Annotated in this window: 18 protein-coding genes; 6 read left to right on the plus strand and 12 right to left on the minus strand. The window is 73.6% G+C overall.

Annotated elements, in window-relative coordinates; genetic code table 11:
• Positions 1-3: 3 nt before the first annotated feature.
• Complete coding sequence (locus ACIPM1_RS14105; RefSeq protein WP_402433486.1) at positions 4-1374, minus strand: glutamine synthetase family protein; 1371 nt, start codon at positions 1372-1374, stop codon at positions 4-6.
• Positions 1375-1459: 85 nt separating this feature from the next.
• Between ACIPM1_RS14105 and ACIPM1_RS14110 the strand changes: the two genes are divergently transcribed.
• Together ACIPM1_RS14110 and ACIPM1_RS14115 are read left to right on the plus strand one after the other, a co-directional pair.
• Positions 1460-2197 (plus strand): FCD domain-containing protein, encoded by a 738-nt coding sequence (locus tag ACIPM1_RS14110; RefSeq protein ID WP_356190031.1) that lies wholly within the window; start codon positions 1460-1462, stop codon positions 2195-2197.
• An 82-nt stretch (positions 2198-2279) separates the two neighbouring features.
• Positions 2280-2990, plus strand: coding sequence for a gamma-glutamyl-gamma-aminobutyrate hydrolase family protein (locus ACIPM1_RS14115; RefSeq protein WP_402433488.1), 711 nt, complete (start codon positions 2280-2282; stop codon positions 2988-2990).
• A 114-nt stretch (positions 2991-3104) separates the two neighbouring features.
• On the opposite strand, the gene ACIPM1_RS14120 is transcribed toward ACIPM1_RS14115, so the two are convergent.
• Both ACIPM1_RS14120 and ACIPM1_RS14125 read right to left on the minus strand, forming a co-directional pair.
• The gene (locus ACIPM1_RS14120) at positions 3105-4079 is read right to left on the minus strand and encodes a phosphotransferase (RefSeq protein ID WP_402433491.1); all 975 of its coding nucleotides are present in this window, start codon (positions 4077-4079) and stop codon (positions 3105-3107) included.
• Positions 4080-4145: 66 nt separating this feature from the next.
• Positions 4146-5105 (minus strand): LysR family transcriptional regulator, encoded by a 960-nt coding sequence (locus ACIPM1_RS14125; RefSeq protein ID WP_356190024.1) that lies wholly within the window; start codon positions 5103-5105, stop codon positions 4146-4148.
• 70 nt (positions 5106-5175) lie between these two features.
• Here ACIPM1_RS14125 and ACIPM1_RS14130 point away from each other — a divergent pair, with 70 nt between their 5' ends.
• Positions 5176-6348, plus strand: coding sequence for a C4-dicarboxylate ABC transporter (locus tag ACIPM1_RS14130; protein WP_402433494.1), 1173 nt, complete (start codon positions 5176-5178; stop codon positions 6346-6348).
• On the opposite strand, the gene ACIPM1_RS14135 is transcribed toward ACIPM1_RS14130, so the two are convergent.
• From ACIPM1_RS14135 to ACIPM1_RS14150, 4 genes are all read right to left on the minus strand, one after another.
• On the minus strand, positions 6260-6979 hold the full coding sequence (locus ACIPM1_RS14135; RefSeq protein ID WP_402433497.1) for a helical backbone metal receptor: 720 nt from the start codon (positions 6977-6979) through the stop codon (positions 6260-6262). The genes ACIPM1_RS14130 and ACIPM1_RS14135 overlap by 89 nt on opposite strands.
• A complete protein-coding gene (locus ACIPM1_RS14140) occupies positions 6979-7545 on the minus strand; it encodes a helix-turn-helix domain-containing protein (RefSeq protein ID WP_402433500.1) in 567 nt (188 codons plus the stop codon). Before ACIPM1_RS14140 ends, ACIPM1_RS14135 begins: the two co-directional genes overlap by 1 nt.
• A 482-nt stretch (positions 7546-8027) precedes the next feature.
• On the minus strand, positions 8028-10646 hold the full coding sequence (locus tag ACIPM1_RS14145) for an ABC transporter permease/substrate binding protein (protein ID WP_402433503.1): 2619 nt from the start codon (positions 10644-10646) through the stop codon (positions 8028-8030).
• On the minus strand, positions 10639-11727 hold the full coding sequence (locus ACIPM1_RS14150) for a glycine betaine/L-proline ABC transporter ATP-binding protein (RefSeq protein ID WP_402433506.1): 1089 nt from the start codon (positions 11725-11727) through the stop codon (positions 10639-10641). The genes ACIPM1_RS14145 and ACIPM1_RS14150 overlap by 8 nt, the downstream gene beginning before the upstream one ends.
• 204 nt (positions 11728-11931) lie before the next feature.
• Between ACIPM1_RS14150 and ACIPM1_RS14155 the strand changes: the two genes are divergently transcribed.
• The 3 genes from ACIPM1_RS14155 to ACIPM1_RS14165 all read left to right on the plus strand — a co-directional run bounded on the left by ACIPM1_RS14155 (position 11932) and on the right by ACIPM1_RS14165 (position 14989).
• Positions 11932-12861 carry a 5'-3' exonuclease H3TH domain-containing protein gene (locus ACIPM1_RS14155; RefSeq protein WP_402433999.1) on the plus strand — a complete coding sequence of 310 codons (930 nt, stop codon included), beginning with the start codon at positions 11932-11934 and terminating at the stop codon, positions 12859-12861.
• Between the two features lie 103 nt (positions 12862-12964).
• A complete protein-coding gene (locus ACIPM1_RS14160; protein ID WP_402433509.1) occupies positions 12965-13810 on the plus strand; it encodes a siderophore-interacting protein in 846 nt (281 codons plus the stop codon).
• Positions 13811-14035: 225 nt separating this feature from the next.
• Complete coding sequence (locus tag ACIPM1_RS14165) at positions 14036-14989, plus strand: RluA family pseudouridine synthase (RefSeq protein ID WP_402433511.1); 954 nt, start codon at positions 14036-14038, stop codon at positions 14987-14989.
• Here the strand turns inward: ACIPM1_RS14165 and ACIPM1_RS14170 are convergent.
• From ACIPM1_RS14170 to ACIPM1_RS14190, 5 genes are read right to left on the minus strand one after another with little or no spacing between them, the layout of a single operon-like run.
• Complete coding sequence (locus ACIPM1_RS14170; RefSeq protein ID WP_402433514.1) at positions 14983-16596, minus strand: cytochrome P450; 1614 nt, start codon at positions 16594-16596, stop codon at positions 14983-14985. The genes ACIPM1_RS14165 and ACIPM1_RS14170 overlap by 7 nt on opposite strands.
• 52 nt (positions 16597-16648) lie before the next feature.
• Positions 16649-17269: a GTP-binding protein gene (locus ACIPM1_RS14175; RefSeq protein ID WP_402433518.1), complete on the minus strand. Its 621-nt coding sequence runs from the start codon at positions 17267-17269 to the stop codon at positions 16649-16651.
• On the minus strand, positions 17250-17654 hold the full coding sequence (locus tag ACIPM1_RS14180) for a DUF742 domain-containing protein (protein ID WP_356190002.1): 405 nt from the start codon (positions 17652-17654) through the stop codon (positions 17250-17252). The genes ACIPM1_RS14175 and ACIPM1_RS14180 overlap by 20 nt, the downstream gene beginning before the upstream one ends.
• On the minus strand, positions 17651-18058 hold the full coding sequence (locus ACIPM1_RS14185; protein ID WP_402433523.1) for a roadblock/LC7 domain-containing protein: 408 nt from the start codon (positions 18056-18058) through the stop codon (positions 17651-17653). Before ACIPM1_RS14185 ends, ACIPM1_RS14180 begins: the two co-directional genes overlap by 4 nt.
• Positions 18055-19668: a sensor histidine kinase gene (locus ACIPM1_RS14190; RefSeq protein ID WP_402433526.1), complete on the minus strand. Its 1614-nt coding sequence runs from the start codon at positions 19666-19668 to the stop codon at positions 18055-18057. Before ACIPM1_RS14190 ends, ACIPM1_RS14185 begins: the two co-directional genes overlap by 4 nt.
• Positions 19669-19921: the final 253 nt, after the last annotated feature.

Genomic DNA, 19921 nt, shown 5'->3' on the forward strand with positions numbered 1-19921 from the left:
CTCTCACATGCGTTCGAAGGAGCGGCGCAGCTCCCAGTCGGTGACCGCGGCGTCGAAGGCGTCCAGCTCGACGCGCGCCATGTTGTGGTAGTGCGCGACGACCTCGTCGCCGAAGGCGGCTCTGGCGATCTCGCTGCCGGCCCAGAGGTCGGCGGCCTCGCGGAGCGTGGTGGGCACGTGCGCGAACTCGGCGGTGTAGGCGTTGCCGGGGCAGGGCTCGGGCAGTTCCAGCTTCCGCTCGACGCCGTACAGTCCGGCGGCCACCAGACCGGCCACGGCCAGGTGCGGGTTGACGTCGCCGCCGGGCAGCCGGTTCTCGAAGCGCAGGGAGCGGCCGTGGCCGACGACCCGGAGGGCGCAGGTGCGGTTGTCGTGGCCCCAGGCGACGGCGGTCGGGGCGAACGAGCCGTCCTGGAACCGCTTGTAGGAGTTGATGTTGGGCGCGTAGAGGAGGGAGAACTCGCGGAGCGCGGCGAGCTGTCCGGCCAGGAAGTGCCGCATCACCTCCGACATCCCGCCCGGGTCGCCCGGCGCGCCCGCCATGGCGTTGGCGCCGTCGGCGTCGGCGAGCGAGAGGTGGATGTGGCAGGAGTTGCCCTCGCGCTCGTTGTACTTGGCCATGAAGGTGAGGGAGACGCCCTCCTGGGCGGCGATCTCCTTGGCGCCGGTCTTGTAGATCGCGTGCTGGTCGCAGGTGGCGAGGGCCTCGTCGTAGCGGAAGGCGATCTCGTGCTGGCCGGGGTTGCACTCGCCCTTGGCCGACTCGACGGTGAGGCCGGCGCCCGCCATCTCGTTGCGGATGCGGCGCAGCAGGGGCTCGACGCGGCCGGTGCCGAGGATCGAGTAGTCGACGTTGTACTGGTTGGCCGGGGTCAGTCCCCGGTAGCCCGCCTCCCAGGCGGCCTCGTAGGTGTCCTTGAAGAGGATGAACTCCAGCTCCGTGCCGACCTGCGCGGTGTACCCGAGTTCGGCGAGGCGTTCGAGCTGGCGGCGGAGGATCTGGCGGGGCGCGGCGACCACCGGGGAGCCGTCGTGCCAGGCGAGGTCGGCGATCACCAGGGCGGTGCCCGGGTTCCAGGGGACGCGGCGGAGCGTGGACATGTCGGGGTGCATGGCGAAGTCGCCGTAGCCGCGGTCCCAGGACGACATGGCGTAGCCGTCGACGGTGTTCATCTCGGTGTCGACGGCGAGCAGGTAGTTGCAGCCCTCGGTGCCGTGGTGGAGCACCTCGTCGAGGAAGAAGCGGGCGGCGAACCGCTTGCCCTGGAGACGCCCTTGCATGTCGGGGAAGGCCAGGACGACAGTGTCGATCTCGCCGCTCGCGACGAGGGCGTGCAGTTCCTCGGCGGCGAGCGGGGGTGTGCGGTCTGCCACGGGTGAGCCTCCTCGGGCTACGTCGGCCGGCCGGGAGCCATAAGGTATTGCCGAGAACCATTGCTTGGGAAGGGGATGCGGCGGGATGTCGCGGGACAGGGCTCCGGAAGGGCCTGCTGATCGCCTCGCGCCGGTGCTGCGGCCGGTGCGCGCGGGCAACGGGTTCGAGGAGGCGCTGGAGCAGATCCTGCAGGTCGTCCGGCTCGGCCTGGTGCCGGCCGGGGAGCGGCTGCCCGCCGAACGGGAGCTGGCGGAGCGGCTGGGGATCAGCCGGGTGACGCTGCGCGAGGTGCTGAAGGTCCTCGCGGACCAGGGCCTGGTGGAGTCGCGGCGCGGGCGGTACGGCGGCACGTTCGTGCTGCCCCGCCCGGCGGCGGGCGGCGAGGACGAGCTGCGGCGGCGGATCGCCGAGGCCGACATCGAGGACGTGCTCCGCTTCCGCGAGGTGCTGGAGGTGGGCGCGGCGGGCCTGTGCGCGGCGCACGGGCTCACCGGCGCGCAGGCGGCGCGGCTGCGCGGGGCGCTGGAGAGCACGCACGACGCGCCGCCGGCCGACTACCGCCGCCGGGACACGCTGCTGCATCTCACCCTGGCCGAGCTGTGCGGCTCGCCGACGCTGGCCGCGCAGTACGCGGCGGTCCGGGCGACGGTGAACGACCTGCTCGACTGCATCCCGCTGCTCGTGCGCAATCTGGAGCACTCGCAGCGGCAGCACACCGCGCTGGTGGAGGCCGTGCTGGACGGGGACGCGGACGGGGCGCGGGAGATGATGCGGGAGCACTGCGCGGGCACGGCGGCACTGCTGCGGGGCTTCCTCGCCTGAGGCGCCGCCGTGGGGGCTTGCCGCGGCACACCGGAGCCGCAAAGGTAGCCCCGTACACCTTTGGGGGGGCAGGGAGGGCCGCGTGACCGGACGACCTCTGATCGGGATCAGTACGTACCTGGAGACCGGGGCCCGCTGGGGGGTGTGGGAGCTGGAGGCGGCGCTGCTGCCGGCCGGCTATCCGCGGCTGGTGCAGCGGTCGGGCGGGCTCGCCGTGATGCTGCCGCCGGACGCGCCGGAAGGGGCCGCTGCCGTCGTGGCCCGGCTCGACGGCTTGGTGATCGCGGGCGGCCCGGACGTCGAGCCGTCCCGCTACGGCGCGCTGCCCGACCCCCGGACGGGTCCGCCGGCCCGGACCCGGGACACCTGGGAACTCGCCCTGATCGACGCCGCCCTGGCGGCGGGCGTCCCTCTGCTGGGCATCTGCCGCGGCATGCAGCTGCTGAACGTGGCCCTCGGCGGCACCCTGGTCCAGCACCTGGACGGGCACGCGGAGGTGGTCGGCGTCTTCGGCGGCCACCCGGTCGAGCCGGTCCCGGGGACGCGGTACGCCGAGGCGGTGCCGGAGGAGACGACCGTGCCGACCTATCACCACCAGGCGGTGGACCGCCTCGGCGCGGGCCTCGTCGCGTCGGCGTACGCGGCGGACGGCACGATCGAGGCCGTCGAACTGCCCACCGCCCACTGGGTCCTGGGCGTGCAGTGGCACCCGGAGATGGACGACGACCCACGACTGATGCGCAGCCTGGTCCACGCGGCGACCGCACACTCGCCTCTGCACGCGCAACCCTGAACCGCTCCCCCGGGATCAGGCCCGGCTGCCGGGACCGAACCAGGACGGACCCGGCCGGCTCACACCGGCGTCGCGGGCGGGGCCGGGGCCGGACCAAGGCCGGGCCCGGGTCCCCTAAGCCCACCCCACCCGCGCCCTGAGCCACGCCAGGGCGGCCTCGCCCTGGGCGCGCTGGAAGGCGCGGAGGGTGGGGAGGCCCGGGGGGTCGGGTTGCAGGCTGTGGCGGAGGAAGTAGCCGGTGAGGGCGGCGAGCGTGGCGGTGACCGCCTCGGGGGCGGCGGCGCGGCCCAGCGGGTGTGCGGTGAAGACCGCCTCCGGGTCGGGGCCGCCCTGGGCCCGTACGCACGGCAGCATGAGCAGCAGGTCGAACCACGGGGCGGCGCGCACGGCGTGCGGCCAGTCGACGAAGACGACCTCGCCGTCGTCCTCCCCCGCTCCGGTGAGGAGCACGTTGTCGGCCCGCAGGTCGGCGTGGGCGAGCGTGTCGCCGGACGCGGCCTCGGGCCACGGTGCGGCGAGGTCGGTGAGTTCCGCGAGGTGGGCGACGGCCCAGGGGTCGAGGCGTCCGTCGAGGGGCGCCTCCGCGCCGTCGAGCAGCTGCCGCCAGCCGGCGAAGTCCCGGGCGAGTGCCTCGCCGGCGGGCGGGGCGGCGACGGGCGACGGGGTGAGGCCGCGGCTCAGCCGCTCGACGGCGTCGAGGACCCGCGCCAGCTCGTCCGGCCGCCACGGCAGACGCGGCTGGCGTCCGGCGACGTCCTCGAAGACCAGAGCGACCCAGCCGCCGTCGTCGTAGGCGCCGAGCAGGCGGGGTGCGGGTACGGCGGCCGGGAGGGCGGCGGCGTTGCGGGCCTCGGCGCGGTGCAGGCGGGGGCTGTGCGGGTTGGCGTCCGCGCCGAGGGCCTTCACGAAGGCGCGGCGGCCGGAGGCGGTCCGGACCCGCGCGGCCGCGCCGGGCGAGAAGCCGCCGGGCTGGGTGACGGCGTGCACCACGGGCGCGCCGAGGACCCCGGCCACGGCGTCCCGGACGGTCTCCGGCAGCCGTTCCCAGGGGGTGCGGACGCCCTCGGCGGGCGGAGCGGGGCTGGTCATGCGCCATGGTGGCGCCCCGCCCGCCGGGCACGCCAACGCTTTTCCGGCGCCCCGGCCCCCGCCCCCTCAGCCGGCCGAGGTGCCCGGCCGGGCGCGGGAACGGGTCAGGGACAGGAGGTCGCGGGCGGGGCCGGAGGGGCGGTGGCCCGTGGGCCAGACGGCTCGCAGGTCGCGGGTCAGGGCGATGCCGTCGACCGGGATGCTCACCAGCCGGCGCAGCGACAGCTCCTCGCCCACCGCCAGTTCGCTCAGCACCGCCGGCCCGGCCCCGCTGACCGCGGAAGCCTTGACCGCCGTGGTCGAGGACAGTTCGATGAGCGGCCTGGCCAGGCCGCCGAGCGCCGCGTCCAGGACCTGCCGGGTCCCGGAGCCCTCCTCGCGCAGGATCAGCGGGGTCACCGCCAGTTCCCCGGCCGCCAGCGGCCGTCGGCGGCGCGCCCAGGGGTGGCCGGGGGCCGTCACCACGACCAGGCGGTCCCGGGCGATCACCGCGGAGTCCAGGCCGGAGGGCACCGACAGCCCCTCCACGAAGCCGAGGTCGGCCTCGTCGGCGAGCAGCCGCTCCGCCACCGCGGCCGAGTTCCCGGCCAGCAGCGACACGGCGGTGTCCGGCCGCCGCGCGCGCAGCGCGATGAGCCAGCCGGGCAGCAGGTACTCGGCGATCGTCATGCTGGCCGCCACCCGCAGCCGGGAGTCCCGCCGGTCGCGCAGCGCCTGCGCCCCCGCGTCGAAGGCCTCGGCCGCCTCCACGACCCGCCGGGCCCAGTCCGTCACCAGCGCCCCGGCGTCGGTCAGCCGCGACCCGCGCGGCGAACGGTCGACCAGCGCCACCCCCAGCTGCCGCTCCATGGAGCGGATCCGGCTGCTGGCGGCTGGCTGGGTGATGCCCAGCTCCCGCGCCGCCCCGCCGAGGCTGCCCAGGCGCGCCACCGCCAGCAGCAGTTCCAGCGCCCCGAGATCCGGCACCCGGTGCGCCAGCGGCACACCCGGCGGCCGCTGCCGTCCGTTCCCCTCCGCGCCTGTCATAAATCCAGCTTATGCCCTGATAGAACCTGGCCCCCTGGTGACGGCTCCCGCCCCCGGACAGCCTGGGTCCATGGTCACCGCCGCCCAGCCCCTCCCCGTCCGTGCCGCACCCCGGCCCCGCTTCCCCGCCGTCCGCCACCTCGGACCCCACTGGTACGCCGCCGTCATGGGCACCGCCGCCGTCGCCACCGGCGGCGCCACGCTCCCGGTGCGCGTGCCGGGGCTGCGCACCGCCTGTGCCGCCGTCTGGGCACTGTCGCTGGTCCTGCTCGCGGCCCTGCTGACCGCCCGCGCCCTGCACTGGAGGCACCACCGCGACCAGGCGCGCGCCCATGTGCGCGACCCGGCCGCGGCCCCGTTCTACGGCTGCCTCGCCATGGCCCTGCTGGCCGTGGGCGGCGGCGCCCCCGCAGCCGGAGCGGACTGGCTCGGCGCCCGGACGGCCCTCGCGCTGGACGCCGGGCTGTTCGCCGCGGGTACGGCCGTCGGGATCGCGGCCGCCGTCGCGGTGCCGTACCTCATGGCCGTGCACCACCGGGCCGGGCCGCCGGAGGCATCTCCCGTGTGGCTGCTGCCGGTCGTCGCTCCCATGGTGTCCGCCGCGCTCGGCCCCCGCCTGGTGCCGCTGCTGCCGGCCGGGCAGGCGCGGGAGACGCTGCTCCTCGGCTGTGTGGCGCTGTTCGGGCTCAGCCTGCTGGCGACCCTGGCGCTGCTGCCTCTGGTGCTCGCCCGGCTGCTCACCGCCGGCCCGCTGCCCCTCGCGCTCACCCCGGCGCTGTTCCTGGTCCTCGGCCCGCTCGGGCAGTCCACCACCGCCGTGGGCGCCTTCGCGGACGCGGCACCCGGCGTCGTACCGGCCCCGTACGCCCAGGGCTTCGGCGTCCTGGCCGTCCTGTACGGCGTCCCGGTGATGGGCTTCGCGCTGCTGTGGCTGGCCCTGGCCGCCGCTCATGTGCTGCGCGCCCGGCGCCGGGGCATGGGCTTCGCGATGACGTGGTGGGCGTTCACCTTCCCGGTGGGCACCTGCGTCACCGGCGCCGCGGCCCTCGCCCGGCACACGCATCTCGCCGTCTACGCCGGGCTCGCGGCCGTCCTGTACGTCCTCCTCGTGGCCGCCTGGACCACCGCCGCCGCGCACACCGCGCGCGGGCTGGTCAGCGGTGCGCTGCTCGCAGCGCCTCCCCCAGCACCCGCGGCGCCTCGGCCAGTGACGGTCCGTACCAGGTCAGGTGCCGTCCGCTGACCAGCGCGCAGGGCAGGCCGGGGAAGGCCTCCGGCCCGTCGTCGGCGGTGAAGCGGTACGGCTCGTCCGGCAGCACGACGACGTCCGGCGCCGCCGCCCGCAACTCCTCCAGGCCGATCCGCGGGTAGCGCTCGGGATGGCCCGCGTACCGGTGGTCGACGCCGAGGCGGGCCAGTACGTCACCCGCGAAGGTGTCCCGGCCGAGCACCATCCACGGCCGCCGCCAGATCGGCACGACGGCGGTGGTGCGGCGGGCCGGCGGAGGCAGCGCCGACCAGGCCGCCTCCGCCCGCGTGAGCCACGGGGGCCGCTCGTCCGCACCGCACGCCCCAAGCACCCGGGACAGTTCCGGGAAGGCCTGGGCGACGGTGCGGACCTCCGTGACCAGAACCCGCAGCCCGGCCGCGCGCAGGGCGTCGAGGTCGGGGGCGCGGTTCTCCTCCTCGTTGGCGATCACCAGGTCGGGGGCGAGGGCGGTGATCCGGTCGACGTCGGGGTTCTTGGTGCCGCCGATCCGTACGACGTCGAGGTCCGCGGGACGGGTGCACCAGTCGGTGGCGGCGGCCAGGACGCCGGGCGCGGACTCCGCCACCGCCTCGGTGAGCGAGGGCACCAGGGAGACGACCCGCATCAGCGCGACCGGTCCTGCACCGCCTCGATGTGCTCGGCCACCGCGACCACGATCACCCGGGTGTCCGGCACGGTCGCCCGCCAGCGGTGGCGCACGCCGCCGGTCAGGTACATCGTGTCGCCGCGCACCAGCCGGTAGGCGCGGCCCTCCGCCTCGATCTCGACGGCGCCGTCGGCGACGTACATCAGCTCGTCGTTGCGGTGCTGGAACTCGCGGCCGGCGTCGTGGTCGCCGGTGTACTCCGAGGCGTGCAACTGGTGGTGGCCGCGCACCAGCGAGCGCACCCGGGGCTCCGGGCCCAGCTCCGCCTCCTCGGCCCGCACCACGTCGACGCTGCACGCCGGGTCGGCCGCCGCGAGCAGCTCCACGGCGGTGGTGCGCAGGGCGTCGGCGACCCTTTCCAGGGAGCTCCGGCTGGGCCGGGCCCGGTCGTTCTCCACCTGGCTCAGGAAGGGCACCGACAGGCCGCTGCGCTGGGCCACGACGGCGAGGGTGAGGTCCAGCGCGCGGCGGCGCCGCCGGACGGCCGCGCCCACCCGGAGGGGCTGCTCTTTGTGGTCGCCCATCGCTCCGGCTCCCTCCTTCGCTCGTCGGTCCGCCGCCCGGGGGCCCGGTTCCGGGCGCACTCCCCCTGATGACTTCTCTGCACCCTACGCATGTTCGGCAAACCGTTTCATGCGGCCGTCACATCCCCGTCATATCGTGTGGGGCCCGACCCGCCGGTTCGCGCCAGTGGATCCGGGTGCGCGCCCTCCCGTGCGCCATGTGCGCGGCGGCCTCCCCGGTGCCGGGCGGGCGGGGCGGGAGCCACGGACCGACGGGCGCGCCACGGCCGGCCGCGGGCGCGCGGGCCGGGCTCTGGTGGGGACGTCGCCGTGAGTGGTTGGCCGAATCCTTCCCGTGGGCGCCGAACGGTGCCGGTCACCCCTCGGCACGCCGGGCACCGCGCGGACGGCCGCCCGGAGAAGGCCCGAGGGGCGGGCCCCGGGCCCACGCGGTCAGGGTGCGTGGAAGGGGCCCGCCCCTCGGGCGGTGCGCGGCGCGTCGGCTACGACTGCGGAGTCATCCGGTCGGCCACGTCCGGGTGCTGCTTCAGCCAGGCGGCGACGGCCTCCTCCTCGTGGCCCTGACCGCGCTGGTTGATCTCGCTCTCCAGGCTGCCGAGCTCGGACTCGCTCATCCGGAAGTTCTTGACCCACTTGGTGAGCTGCGGGTACTGCTGCGGGAACTTCTCGTTGGAGATGGTGCGGATCGTGTTGCCCTCGCCGAAGAGCTTCTTGTCGTCCTTCAGCTTGGTCATGTCGTAGCGGGTGTAGGCCCAGTGCGGCGACCACAGGACGACCGCGACGGGCTTCTTCTGCGCGTAGTCCCGCTTGAGCTCGGCCAGCATCGCCGGCGTGGAGCCGTCGACGACCTTGTACTCCTTGTCGAGGCCGTAGCCGGGCAGGACCTTGTTCTTGAGCAGGTTCATCTCGCCGGTGCCCGGCTCGATACCGATGATCTTCCCGTCGAACGTGCCGGCCTTGCCCTTGAGGTCCTCGAGGGTCTTCACGCCCTTGACGTAGGAGGGCACGGCGACCTCCAGCGAGGTGGGCCGGTACCAGGTGCCGAGGTCCTTGAGTCGGTCCTTGCTCTTGTCCCAGTAGTTCTTCTGAGCGTAGGGCAGCCAGGCGTCGAAGTTGAGGTCGATGTCGCCGGAGGCCAGGCCGGTGTAGACCGGGCCCACGTCCATCTGCTTCAGGTTCAGCTGGTAGCCGCGCCGCTGCAGGACGTTCTTCCACAGGTAGGTGACGGCGACGTCCTCGTCCCAGGGGAACCAGGCGACGTTGAGGGGGCGCTTGGCCTCGGCCGGCTTCGCGCCGGCACCGCCCGGGAGCGGGGCCAGCTTGTCGACGACGCCCGGGTTCTGCTTCAGCCAGGCACGCACGGCGTCCTGCTGCTTGCCCTTGCCGGCCTTGTTGATCCGGGCCTCGAGGCTGGTGAGCTGCTTCTCGCCGAGCTTGAAGTTCTTCAGCCACTTGCCGACGACCGGGTTGTCGGCGGCGAAGCCCTTGCGGGCCAGCGTGTGCACGCCGTCGCCCTTGCCCCAGGCGCCCTTGGGGTCCTTCAGCTTCTTCAGCTTGTAGTCGTTGTACGCCCAGTGCGGCGACCAGAGCGTGACGACGATCGGCTGCTTCTTGCTGTAGGCGCGCTTGAGCTCGGCCAGCATCGCGGGCGTGGAGCTGTCGACGACCTTGTACTCCTTGTCCAGGCCGTACTGCTTGAGGACCTTGCTCTTCAGCAGGGCCATCTCGCCGGCGCTGGACTCGATGCCGGTGATCTTCCCGCCGAAGGTGCCGGCCTTGCCCTTGAGGTCGTCGAGCGAGTCGACACCCTTCATGTACGAGGGCACGGACAGCTCCAGGGACGTCTGCCCGTACCAGGAGCCGAGGTCGTCGAGCTGCTTGCCGTACTTCTTCCAGTACTGCGCGTGGGTCGTGGGCAGCCAGGAGTCGGTCTCGAAGTCGACGTTGCCCTGCGCGAGGGAGGTGTAGAGCGGTCCGGCGTCGAACTGCTTGGCGTCGACCTGGTAGCCGCGCTGCTCGAGGATCTCCTTCCACAGGAAGGTGGAGGCGACGCCCTCGTCCCACGGGATGTAGCCGATGCTGATCTTCTTGCCCCGGCCGACGTCCTTGCCGTCGGCCACCGAGGCCGAGCCGCCGCCGTGGGCGAAGACGCCCATGCCTCCCGCCACGAGGGCGAGGATCACGACGCCGACCACCGCGACCGTCGGACGCGGCCGGTAGGACCAGATCTTCAGGCCCTGCGCGGCGCGCGCCTTGGCGGCGGCGCGCCGGCCGAGCGGGGAGACCTGGGTGCCCAGGGCGCTGGTCATGCGGTCCAGGTAGATCGCGAGGATCACGATGGCCACACCGGCCTCGGAGCCGAGGCCCACGTTCAGCTGGCCGATGGCCTCGTTGACGTCGCCGCCGAGGCCGCCGGTGCCGACCATGCCGGCGATGGCCGCCATGGACAGGCCGAGCATGATCACCTGGTTGACGCCCGCCATCACCGTGGGCAGGGCCAGCGGAAGCTGGACCCGCAGCAGGGTGTTGCGGGGCGTGGTGCCGAAGGCGTCGGCGGCCTCGACCAGTTCCTTGTCGACCTGGCGGATGCCCAGCTCGGTCATGCGCACGCCCGGGGCGAGCGCGAAGATCAGCGTGGCGACGATGCCCGCGGAGGCGCCGGTCCCGAAGAAGAGGATGGCCGGGATGAGGTAGATCATCGCGGGCAGCGTCTGCATGAAGTCCAGCACCGGCCGGACCAGGGCGCTGACCCGGTCGGAGCGGGCGGCCCAGATGCCGACCGGCACCGAGATCACCAGCGCGATGATCGTGGCGACGAGGACGAGCGACAGGGTCACCATCGCGTCGTCCCACAGTTCGAGGGAGTCGATGAAGGCGAAGCCCGCGAAGGTGAGGACACCGGCGAGGCTGCCGCGCAGCCAGAAGGCGAGCACGGCGAAGATGCCGGCGAGCAGCAGCGGCTCGGGCGCCTGGAGGACGGCGTCGATGCCGTCGTAGGCGCCGGTGAAGACGGCCTTGAGGAAGTCGAAGAGCCAGGCCATGTGGCCGAGCAGCCAGTCGACGGCGCTGTTGACCCAGTCGCCGAGGGGGATCCTAGGCACGGGCCACCGCCTTCTCGCCGCCCTTGCCCTGGGCGCTGTCGCAGCTGCCCGGCACGGTCTCCTCGTCACCGAGGAAGCCGACGAGGCGCTGACGCTGGACGACGCCGACCAGCTCACGGTCCTCGTCCACGACGGCGACGGGGTGCGGCACCCGGGCGCTGATCGCGCACAGGTGGGTGAACGGCGTGTCCGGCGCGGCGGTCTCGCAGTCGCAGTCCGCCTCGTCGCCGCGCACGGCGCGGTCCATGACCGCCTCGGCCGTCAGGACCCGGGAGCGGTCGACGTCCTGGATGAAGGAGGCCACGTAGTCGTTGGCCGGCCGCAGCAGGATGTCCTCGGCGCTGCCGGTCTGCACGATGCGGCCGTCGCGCATGACGGCGATGCGGTCGCCCAGGCGCATGGCCTCGTTGAGGTCGTGGGTGATGAAGACGATCGTCTTCTTCAGCGTCTGCTGGAGCTGGAGGAGCTGGTCCTGCATGTCGCGGCGGATCAGCGGGTCCAGGGCGCTGAAGGACTCGTCCATCAGCAGCAGGTCGGCGTCGGTCGCGAGCGCGCGGGCGAGGCCGACGCGCTGCTGCATACCGCCGGACAGCTCGTCGGGCCAGGACTTCTCCCAGCCGGCCAGGCCGCACAGGGCGAGCGCCTCGTCGGCGCGGCGTTCGCGCTCGGCGCGGGGCACGCCCTGCACTTCCAGGCCGTACGCGGCGTTCTCGCGGACGCTGCGGTGCGGGAAGAGCGCGAAGTGCTGGAAGACCATGCTGATCTTCCGGGAGCGGACCTCGCGCAGCTCCTTGCCGCCGAGGCCGGTCAGGTCCTGGCCGTCGAAGCGGACCTGGCCCGAGGTGGGCTCCAGCAGGCCGTTCAACATGCGCAGCAGGGTGGACTTGCCCGATCCGGACAGGCCCATCACGACGAAGATCTGGCCGGGCTCCACGGTGAAGGAGGCGTCGATCACCGCGGCGGTGGCGCCGTCGGCGCGCAGCTCCTCGCGGTCGGCTCCTCGGCGGAGTCTGTCCACTGCTTCGTCCGGTCGTCTGCCGAACACCTTGAACAGGTGCTCGGCCTCTAGCGATGCTGACACGCGCACCTCTCGTCTCGGGGCCAGGGGCGGGACGCGAAGGGCCGCTAACAGTTGAAAGACGCAACGACCGTCGCTCCGAAGCCGCGCCTGCCCAGGACGGCCTGCCCCAAACGCGACAGTGGCCCGCCTCACACGCCCCTGACCTCGCGCTTCCCGGGCGCTCGGTCCCGCGCCGCACGCTGACTGTCGGTGCGGTGCGGCATGATGCGGAACGTGACCGGACGACTGATGCTCCTCGACGCCGCCTCCCTGTACTTCCGCGCCTACTTCGGCGTGCCGGAGTCGATCAAGGCCCCGGACGGCACGCCGGTGAACGCCGTGCGCGGGCTGCTCGACTTCGTCGACCGCCTGGTCAAGGACCACCGGCCCGACCGCCTGGTGGCCTGCATGGACGCGGACTGGCGTCCGCACTGGCGGGTCGAGCTGATCCCCTCCTACAAGGCGCACCGCGTCGCCGAGGAGCACCCGGGCGGCCCGGACACCGAGGAGGTGCCCGACACGCTCACCCCGCAGGTCCCAGTGATCGAGGCCGTCCTCGACGCCGTCGGCATCGCGCGTGTGGGCGTCGAGGGGTACGAGGCGGACGACGTCATCGGCACCTTCACCGCGCGGGCCGAGGGCCCGGTCGACATCGTCACCGGCGACCGCGACCTCTACCAGCTGGTGGACGACGCGCGCGGGGTGCGCGTGCTGTACCCGGTCAAGGGCGTCGGCACCCTGCAGGCCACCGACGAGGCGCTGCTGCGCGAGAAGTACGGCGTCGACGGCCGCGGGTACGCGGACCTGGCGCTGCTGCGCGGCGACCCGAGCGACGGCCTGCCGGGCGTGCCCGGCATCGGGGAGAAGACGGCGGCCGTCCTGCTCGACCGGTTCGGCGACCTGGCGGGCATCCTGGCGGCCGTGGACGACCCGAAGGCCAAGCTGACGCCCTCGCAGCGCAAGAGGCTCGACGAGGCACGGCCGTACCTCGCGGTGGCGCCGAAGGTGGTGCGCGTGGCGGACGACGTGCCGCTGCCGGACGTGGAGACCGCGCTGCCGCGCACCCCGCGCGATCCGGCGGCGCTCCAGGAGCTGGCGGCCCGCTGGGGACTGGGCGGCTCGCTGCAGCGCCTGCTCACCACGCTCGGGTCGTGAGGAGGCCGCCCGCGCCCGCCCATGAGGCGTCCGCGGACGAGGTGTTCACCCGGGGAAGGTGCTAACTTAGGTAACCCTAAGCATGGGGAACTGGGAGGCCGTCATGGCAGATCGTCCGGCGCGCAAGCCGCGGAAGACGCATTCCGCGCAGGTGATCCGCACCGAACGGCTGACCCCGCACATGCAGCGCGTGGTGCTCGGCGGCCCGGGCCTGGCCGGCTTCTCGGCCGACACGTGCACCGACCACTACGTGAAGCTGCTGTTCCCGCCCGCGGGCGTCACCTACCCCGAGCCCTTCGACCTGGAGCGGATCCGCGCGGAACTCCCGCGGGAGCGGTGGCCGGTGACGCGGACGTACACCGTGCGGGCCTGGGACGCCGAACACCGGGAGCTGACGCTGGACTTCGTCGTCCACGGCGACGAGGGTCTCGCCGGCCCCTGGTCGCTGGCCGTCGAGCCGGGCGCGACCGTGCGGTTCACGGGACCCGGCGGCGCCTACGCCCCGGACGCGAGCGCCGACTGGCATCTGCTGGCGGGCGACGAGAGCGCCCTGCCCGCGATCGCCCGCTCCCTGGAGGCGCTGCCCGAGGGCGCCGTCGCGCACGCCTTCGTCGAGGTGGCCGGTCCGCAGGAGGAGCAGAAGATCGACTCAGACGTCGCGGTCGTCTGGCTGCACCGCGGGGACCGGCCGGTCGGCGAGGCCCTGGTGGAGGCCGTCCGGGCGCTGGACTTCCCCGAGGGCCGGATGCAGGCGTTCGTGCACGGCGAGGCCGGCTTCGTGAAGGAGCTGCGCCGCCTGCTGCGGGTCGAGCACGGCATCCCGCGCGAGGACCTGTCCATCTCCGGCTACTGGCGGCTCGGTCACGACGAGGACGGCTGGCAGGCCTCCAAACGGGAGTGGAACGCCCGTATCGAGACGGAGCAGGAGGGTGCGCCCCCGGCCGCCTGAGCCCCGCGCGCCACCGCTCCGGCCTCCGGCCGCGGGCGGGCGCGCGACCTCGGACGCCGGAACCGGCGCTCGTACGGCTGGACCTGCACCTTTCACGCCGGGCTCGTCCGGCTGGACCCGCACCTCTCACTCCGGGCCCGTACGCCGTACGCCGCTGACCCATCCCTCTCACTCCGGCGCCCGTACGCCGTACGCCCGGACCGGCACCTCGTACGCTGGGCCGTGATGCGACGCAAGACCCCGATCCCGCCCCCGCCCCTGCCTCAGCGCGACGGCGTGGACCCCGTGCGGGTGCGGCTGCCCGGGGAGGGCGCCTGGGCCACGGTGCGCGAGCACCTGGTGGAGCGGCTGTCGGGCGCCGGGCCCGGGGTGGTCGACGCGATGTTCGACGCGGGGCGGATCGTCGGGGCCGACGGGCGGGCCGTCGCGGCCGACGCGGCGTACCGGCCGGGGATGTTCGTCTGGTTCCACCGGGAACTCCCCGACGAGGTCCCGGTGCCCTTCCCGCTGGAGGTCGTCCACCGCGACGAGCACATCGTCGTCGTGGACAAGCCGCACTTCCTCGCCACCACCCCGCGTGGCGGCCATGTCACCGAGACCGCGCTGGCGCGGCTGCGGCGCGAGCTGGGCATCCCCACGCTGACGGCCGCGCACCGGCTGGACCGGCTCACGGCCGGCCTGGTGCTGTTCACCGTCCGGCCCGGCGAACGCGGCGCGTACCAGACGCTGTTCGGCGACCGGCGGGTGCGCAAGGAGTACGAGGCCGTCGCCCCCTACGACGCCGGGCTCGCCCTGCCCCGCACGGTGCGCAGCCGGATCGTGAAGGAGCGCGGGGTGCTCACCGCCCGCGAGGTGGCGGGCGAGGTGAACGCGGTCACCCGTGTGGAGCTGAGGGAGCACCGCGCGGACGGCCTGGCACGCTACCGGCTGCTGCCCACGACCGGGCAGACCCACCAACTGCGGGTGCACCTCAACGCGTTGGGCGTGCCGATCCTCGGCGACCCGCTCTACCCGGTGGTGAGCGGCCCCGTGCCGCCCGGTGATTTCCGGCGGCCGCTGCAACTGCTGGCGCGGACGCTGGAGTTCACCGATCCGGTCACGGGGCGGGAGCACCGGTTCGACAGCGGGCGCACGCTCGGGGCCTGGTCCTCCCCCGGCGCGTGGGCGGCCGGTCAGTAGCCGCGCCACCAGCGCAGCAGCCGCCGCCAGGCCCCCTGCGGGCGGGCCGGCGCGGCGGGCTCACCGGCCGGCACCGGCCCGGGCCACGGCGGTGCGGTCTCCCCCGGCGCGGTCGACGCGCCCTCCCGTACGGGCGACACCCCCGCCCGTGCGGACGGCGCGCCCTCCCGCGCGGGCGACGCCGGGGGCGCGGCCGACGTGGCCGCCCACGGGGACGACGCCGAGGGGCCGGTCGGCGGTGTCGCGGGGGCCGGGCGGTCGGTGCCGATCTCCCAGGCGGCGCGCTGCTGCGGAACCGTGGCCGGGTTGAGGCTCGGCTTCGCCGTCACGTCCTGCGGCGGCCGCGGCGTGAACCGCACCGGCAGTTCCACCAGGTGCTGGGAGGCGATGGACTCGGTCCAGCGCAACTCCTCCTCGTCGCAGTCGAGCTGGATGTCCGGCAGCCGCATCAGCAGGGCGTCCACGCCGACGTCGGCGATGGCGCGCCCGATGTCCTGGCCGGGGCACTCGTGCGGGCCGCCGCCGAAGGCGAGGTGCGAGCGGTTGCCCTGCATGTCGGCGTCCAGGTCGGGGCGTACCCGGGGATCGACGTTGCCCGGCGCGATGCCGAAGAGCAGTCCGTCGCCCCGGCGGATGCGCTGGCCGCCGAGTTCCGTCTCCTGCTTGGCGAAGTAGCCGAAGACGGTGCTGAACGGCGGCTCGTCCCACAGGGACTGCTCCACCGCCTCCGGCACCGTCATCTGCCCGCCGTTGAGCTGGGCGCGGAAGCCCGGCTCGGTGAGCACCCGGCGCAGCACGTTGGCGAGGAGGTTGGCGGTCGCCTCGTAGGCGGCGATGAGCACCACCCGCAGGTGCTGGCCGATCTCGTCGTCGCTGAGGCCCGCCGGATGCCCGATGAGGTGGCTGGTGAAGTCGTCCTCGGGCCGGTCCCGGCGGCGGGCGGCCAGGCGCAGCAGGCAGTCCATGATGTACTGATTGCTGGCGATCGCGGTCTCGGTGCCCTTGAGCATGTCGCGGGCGGCGTGCACGATGCGGTCGTTGTACTCCTCGGGCATCCCGAGGACCTGGCACATCACCGCCATGGGCAGGTGCTCGGCGAACTCGTCGACGAGGTCGGCCCGGCCCTCCTCGCAGAAGCGGTTGACCAGGCGCTGGCTGGAGCGGCCGATGTGGCGGCGCAGACCGCGGTGGTCGATGGTGGCCATGGCGCCGGTGACCGCGCCGCGCAGCCGCTTGAGCTCGTCGCCCTCGGCGTGCGAGCAGATGGGCTGCCAGGCGATGTGCGGCATGAGCGGGTGGTCGGGCTTGACCATGCCCTCCCTGAGCGGGGTCCAGATGCGGCTGTCCCGGGTGAACTGGGAGGGCGTGCGCACCATGTGCAGGTTCTCGGCGTGGCCGAGGACCACCCACATCGGCACGTCGTCGTGGAGCAGCACGGGCGCCACCGCGCCGTACCGCTTGCGGAGCCGGTCGTACAGCCCCGTCAGGTCCTGTGCCTCGTGCAGCCGGTGCAGTCCCCCGGGCCCGACGCCGTGCGCGGGGCAGCCGGGGGGCGGATCGAGGGCGAGGTCGTCCGGTCCGGTCGGGGAGTGGGGTTCAGGCGTCACAGTGGTCGCTTTCGGACGGGATGGAATGCGGAGGGACTCGCGGCGACGGGCGTCAGGTGAGCGAGCCCGTCATGGCGAGCGAGTGCAGGAAGCGCATCAGGGTCATCAGGACGTCGCGGCTGGAGGCCCGGCGGCGGACGTCGCACTCGACGATGGGGATCTCCGGGGACAGGTCGAGTGCCGTGCGCAGCTCCTGGAGCGGGTGACGCGGGGCGTCCGGGAAGGAGTTGACGGCGACGACGAAGGGCACGCCGCGCTCCTCCAGACGCCCTATGACGTCGAAGCTGACCTCCAGGCGGCGGGTGTCGACGAGGACGACGGCGCCGAGCGCGCCTTCGAACAGGCCGTTCCACAGGAACCAGAAGCGCTGCTGCCCGGGGGTGCCGAAGAGGTACAGCACCAGCTGGTCGGTGATGCTGATGCGGCCGAAGTCCATCGCCACGGTGGTGGCGGTCTTGGAGTCGGAGCCGTAGTTGTCGTCGACGCCGATGCCGGCCTGCGTCATGGTCTCCTCGGTGGTCAGCGGCCTGATCTCGCTGACCGAGCCGACCATGGTGGTCTTGCCGACCCCGAACCCGCCGACCACCACGATCTTCACCGCGGCCTGGGCCGTGTGCGGCAGGTGGTCCTCGGTCCGTGGTCCGGGGACGGTGTCAGAGCCTTTGAAGTCCATGCATCACCGCTTCGAGGAGGGAACGGTCGGCTACGGCCTGGCGGACGATCGGGGCGCGCGCCTGAACCAGTTCGGCCGTGAGCAGCTCGGTGAGCAGGACCGTCACCGCGCTGAACGGCAGGTTGAGATAGGCCGAGAGCTCGGCCACGGACAGGGGGGCCGCGCAGAGCCGGAGCACCGTCGCCTGCTCGGGGGTGGCGGACGGGGGCGGATCGGCGCGGGCCACGATCAGGGTCACCAGGTCCAGGGCGGCACGGGCGCCGTCCTCGTCCGCGCCGGCCACCACGTACAGGCGCTCGGGGTTCTTCTCCTCGCCCTGCTTGGCGGGTTCGGGGGGCGGCGCTTCGTGCCGGGGGTAGCGCCTCTGGCGTCGCGGAGGAGTCATACGGTCTGCCCGTTGCGCCGGGGCGGACTGGTCAGATGGGCGCCGATGCGGACCACGAGGTCCCGCATCCGGGCGCTCATCAGGCCGGGCTCGGTCCGGATGTCGGCGAGCACCGCGAGGTAGGCGTTGGCTCCGGCGGACATCATGTAGAAGTAGCCGCCGTCGATCTCGATGATGACCAGCTTCATCCGGCCGTCGCTGTCGGGGATCTCGACGGCGACGGCGCCGGCGAGGCTCTGCAGTCCCGCGCAGGCCGCGGCGACCCGGTCGGCCGCGTCCGGCTCGCCGCCGTAGCGGGCGATGCGCAGGCCGTCGGCGGAGAGGACCACGATCATCTCGATGCCGGGGACGCCGTCGTGGAGCTCCTTGAGCATCCAGTCGAAGTTCGCTCGCTGCTGGATCACTTGAGGTCCCCCTCCTCGTCGGCCTCGGCGCGGGCCGGTCGGTCGATCAGATGGGTGAAGGCGGTCGGGTCCTGCGTGAACGCGGTGGGGTCGGGCCCGGGGTTGTCCTTCTTGAGTCCGTCCCAGAAGGCCTCGACCCACAGGCCCGGCTCGGGCTCCTTCCGGTCGGTCTTCGGCTCCGGCTCGGGCGGGGACCACACGGAGCGGCCCTCCTGTTCGGCGCGCTCGGCGGCCACCTGCTCGGCGATGCGCCGGCTGAGGGGGGCCTTGACCCGGCTGCGGCGCTGCGGAAGGCCGCCCGGCGTCCATTCGGTGACCTCGGGGACGTCGTCCTCCAGGGACACCGCGGCGGGGAGGCGCGGGCTGGTGGGACGGCGCCGCTTGGGGGCGCGCTCGGGTCCCTCCACGGTGCCCTCGGTGGGCTTGGGGATGGCGGTGGCGCCGATGCCGTGGGCGAGTCCGGGGGCGGGCTCGTTGGTCATCATGTCGCTCGGCACGACCAGGACGGCGCGGACACCGCCGTACGCGGAGGCCCGCAGTGACACCTGCATCTTGTACGTCGTGCACAGCCGGCCCACGACGGCCAGGCCGAGTCGGGGGCTTTCGCCGACGTCCTGCAGGTCCATGCCGGCCTTGGCGCGCTCCAGCATGTTCTCGACCCGGGCGCGGGCCTCCTCGCTGAGGCTGACGCCGCCGTCCTCGATCTCGATGGCGACGCCGGTCTGCACCTCGACCGCGGTGACGTGCACCTTGGTCTGCGGGGGCGAGTAGCGGGTGGCGTTGTCGAGGAGTTCGGCCGCGGCGTGGATGACCGGCTCGACGTGGGTGCCCTTGATGTTGACCTTGGCGATGGAGTGCAGCTCGATGCGGCGGTACTCCAGGATCCGGGACATGGCGCCGCGCAGCACGCTGTAGAGGGTGACCGGGTTGGGCCACTGGCGTCCGGGGCGGCCGCCGCCGAGGACCGAGACGGAGTCGGCGAGGCGGCCGATCAGCGCGGTGCCGTGGTCGATGCGCAGCAGGTCGTCGAAGACCTCGGGGCTGCGCCCGTGGTCCTCCTCCATCTCCCGCAGTTCCTTGGCCTGCTGGTGGACGATGGCCTGGACGCGCCGGGCGATGCTGACGAAGGAACGCGAGGTGGAGTCGCGCAGGGCCTCTTCCTGGTCGACGATGTCGAGGATGGACCGCACCACCGTGCGCTGCGACTCGGGGATCTGCCGCCACTCGGGATGGTCGTCGACGACGTCGAGCATGACCTCCCGCGGGGAGTTGCCGGAGCGCAGGTACTGGACCGCGGCGGGGATGATCTCCGATCCGAGGCGCACGATCTCCTGGTCGTGGGCGGCCAGGCGCCGCTCCAGACGCGCGGTGTGGAGGGCGTGTTCCGCCCGCTGGTCCCGGATGGTGCGTCCGCGGCGCACCGCTTCGGCCGCGGTGGCGAGCACCAGCAGGGTGGCGACGGCGCCGAGGCCGCCGACGGCGAGGCGGGCCGGGCCCGCCACCAGGGCGACGGCGGCCCCGGTCACCGCCGCCATCACTATGGCGGGCGGCAACAGCACACGCAGGAGGGGAAGTTCGCGGTCACCGGGGGGTGATTGGACACTCACCATGTAAGCCCTCTGAGACGAGTCGGCTGGGTTTCGGGGGAGCTTGCTACGGGGTACGTCATGGAAATGTCTGGAACATCGGCAGATTCGGGAACAAGCGCACGAATACGTCTCAACTCGGTGCGCCGCGGGCGAGCTTAGTCCGACCGGATCATCGCCATGTCATATTCACCAACCGCCTGAATCGGCATGCGGCACAGGAGTACGCTCAGGTCGTTTACACGCTCGGCCCGCTCTCGCACACGGAGTGTCACGA

Source organism: Streptomyces sp. NPDC086766, from assembly GCF_044746005.1.
Taxonomy (GTDB): Bacteria; Actinomycetota; Actinomycetes; order Streptomycetales; family Streptomycetaceae; genus Streptomyces.

What these genes read in the sequence shown, in the direction of transcription:
- ACIPM1_RS14110 (WP_356190031.1), top strand. Translation starts at nt 1,460, where the DNA reads ATGTCGCGGGACAGGGCTCCGGAAGGGCCTGCTGATCGCCTCGCGCCG.
- ACIPM1_RS14120 (WP_402433491.1), bottom strand. Translation starts at nt 4,079, where the DNA reads ATGACCAGCCCCGCTCCGCCCGCCGAGGGCGTCCGCACCCCCTGGGAA.
- ACIPM1_RS14125 (WP_356190024.1), bottom strand. Translation starts at nt 5,105, where the DNA reads ATGACAGGCGCGGAGGGGAACGGACGGCAGCGGCCGCCGGGTGTGCCG.
- ACIPM1_RS14130 (WP_402433494.1), top strand. Translation starts at nt 5,176, where the DNA reads ATGGTCACCGCCGCCCAGCCCCTCCCCGTCCGTGCCGCACCCCGGCCC.
- ACIPM1_RS14135 (WP_402433497.1), bottom strand. Translation starts at nt 6,979, where the DNA reads ATGCGGGTCGTCTCCCTGGTGCCCTCGCTCACCGAGGCGGTGGCGGAG.
- ACIPM1_RS14140 (WP_402433500.1), bottom strand. Translation starts at nt 7,545, where the DNA reads ATGGGCGACCACAAAGAGCAGCCCCTCCGGGTGGGCGCGGCCGTCCGG.
- ACIPM1_RS14155 (WP_402433999.1), top strand. Translation starts at nt 11,932, where the DNA reads ATGCGGAACGTGACCGGACGACTGATGCTCCTCGACGCCGCCTCCCTG.
- ACIPM1_RS14160 (WP_402433509.1), top strand. Translation starts at nt 12,965, where the DNA reads ATGGCAGATCGTCCGGCGCGCAAGCCGCGGAAGACGCATTCCGCGCAG.
- ACIPM1_RS14165 (WP_402433511.1), top strand. Translation starts at nt 14,036, where the DNA reads ATGCGACGCAAGACCCCGATCCCGCCCCCGCCCCTGCCTCAGCGCGAC.
- ACIPM1_RS14175 (WP_402433518.1), bottom strand. Translation starts at nt 17,269, where the DNA reads ATGGACTTCAAAGGCTCTGACACCGTCCCCGGACCACGGACCGAGGAC.
- ACIPM1_RS14180 (WP_356190002.1), bottom strand. Translation starts at nt 17,654, where the DNA reads ATGACTCCTCCGCGACGCCAGAGGCGCTACCCCCGGCACGAAGCGCCG.
- ACIPM1_RS14190 (WP_402433526.1), bottom strand. Translation starts at nt 19,668, where the DNA reads ATGGTGAGTGTCCAATCACCCCCCGGTGACCGCGAACTTCCCCTCCTG.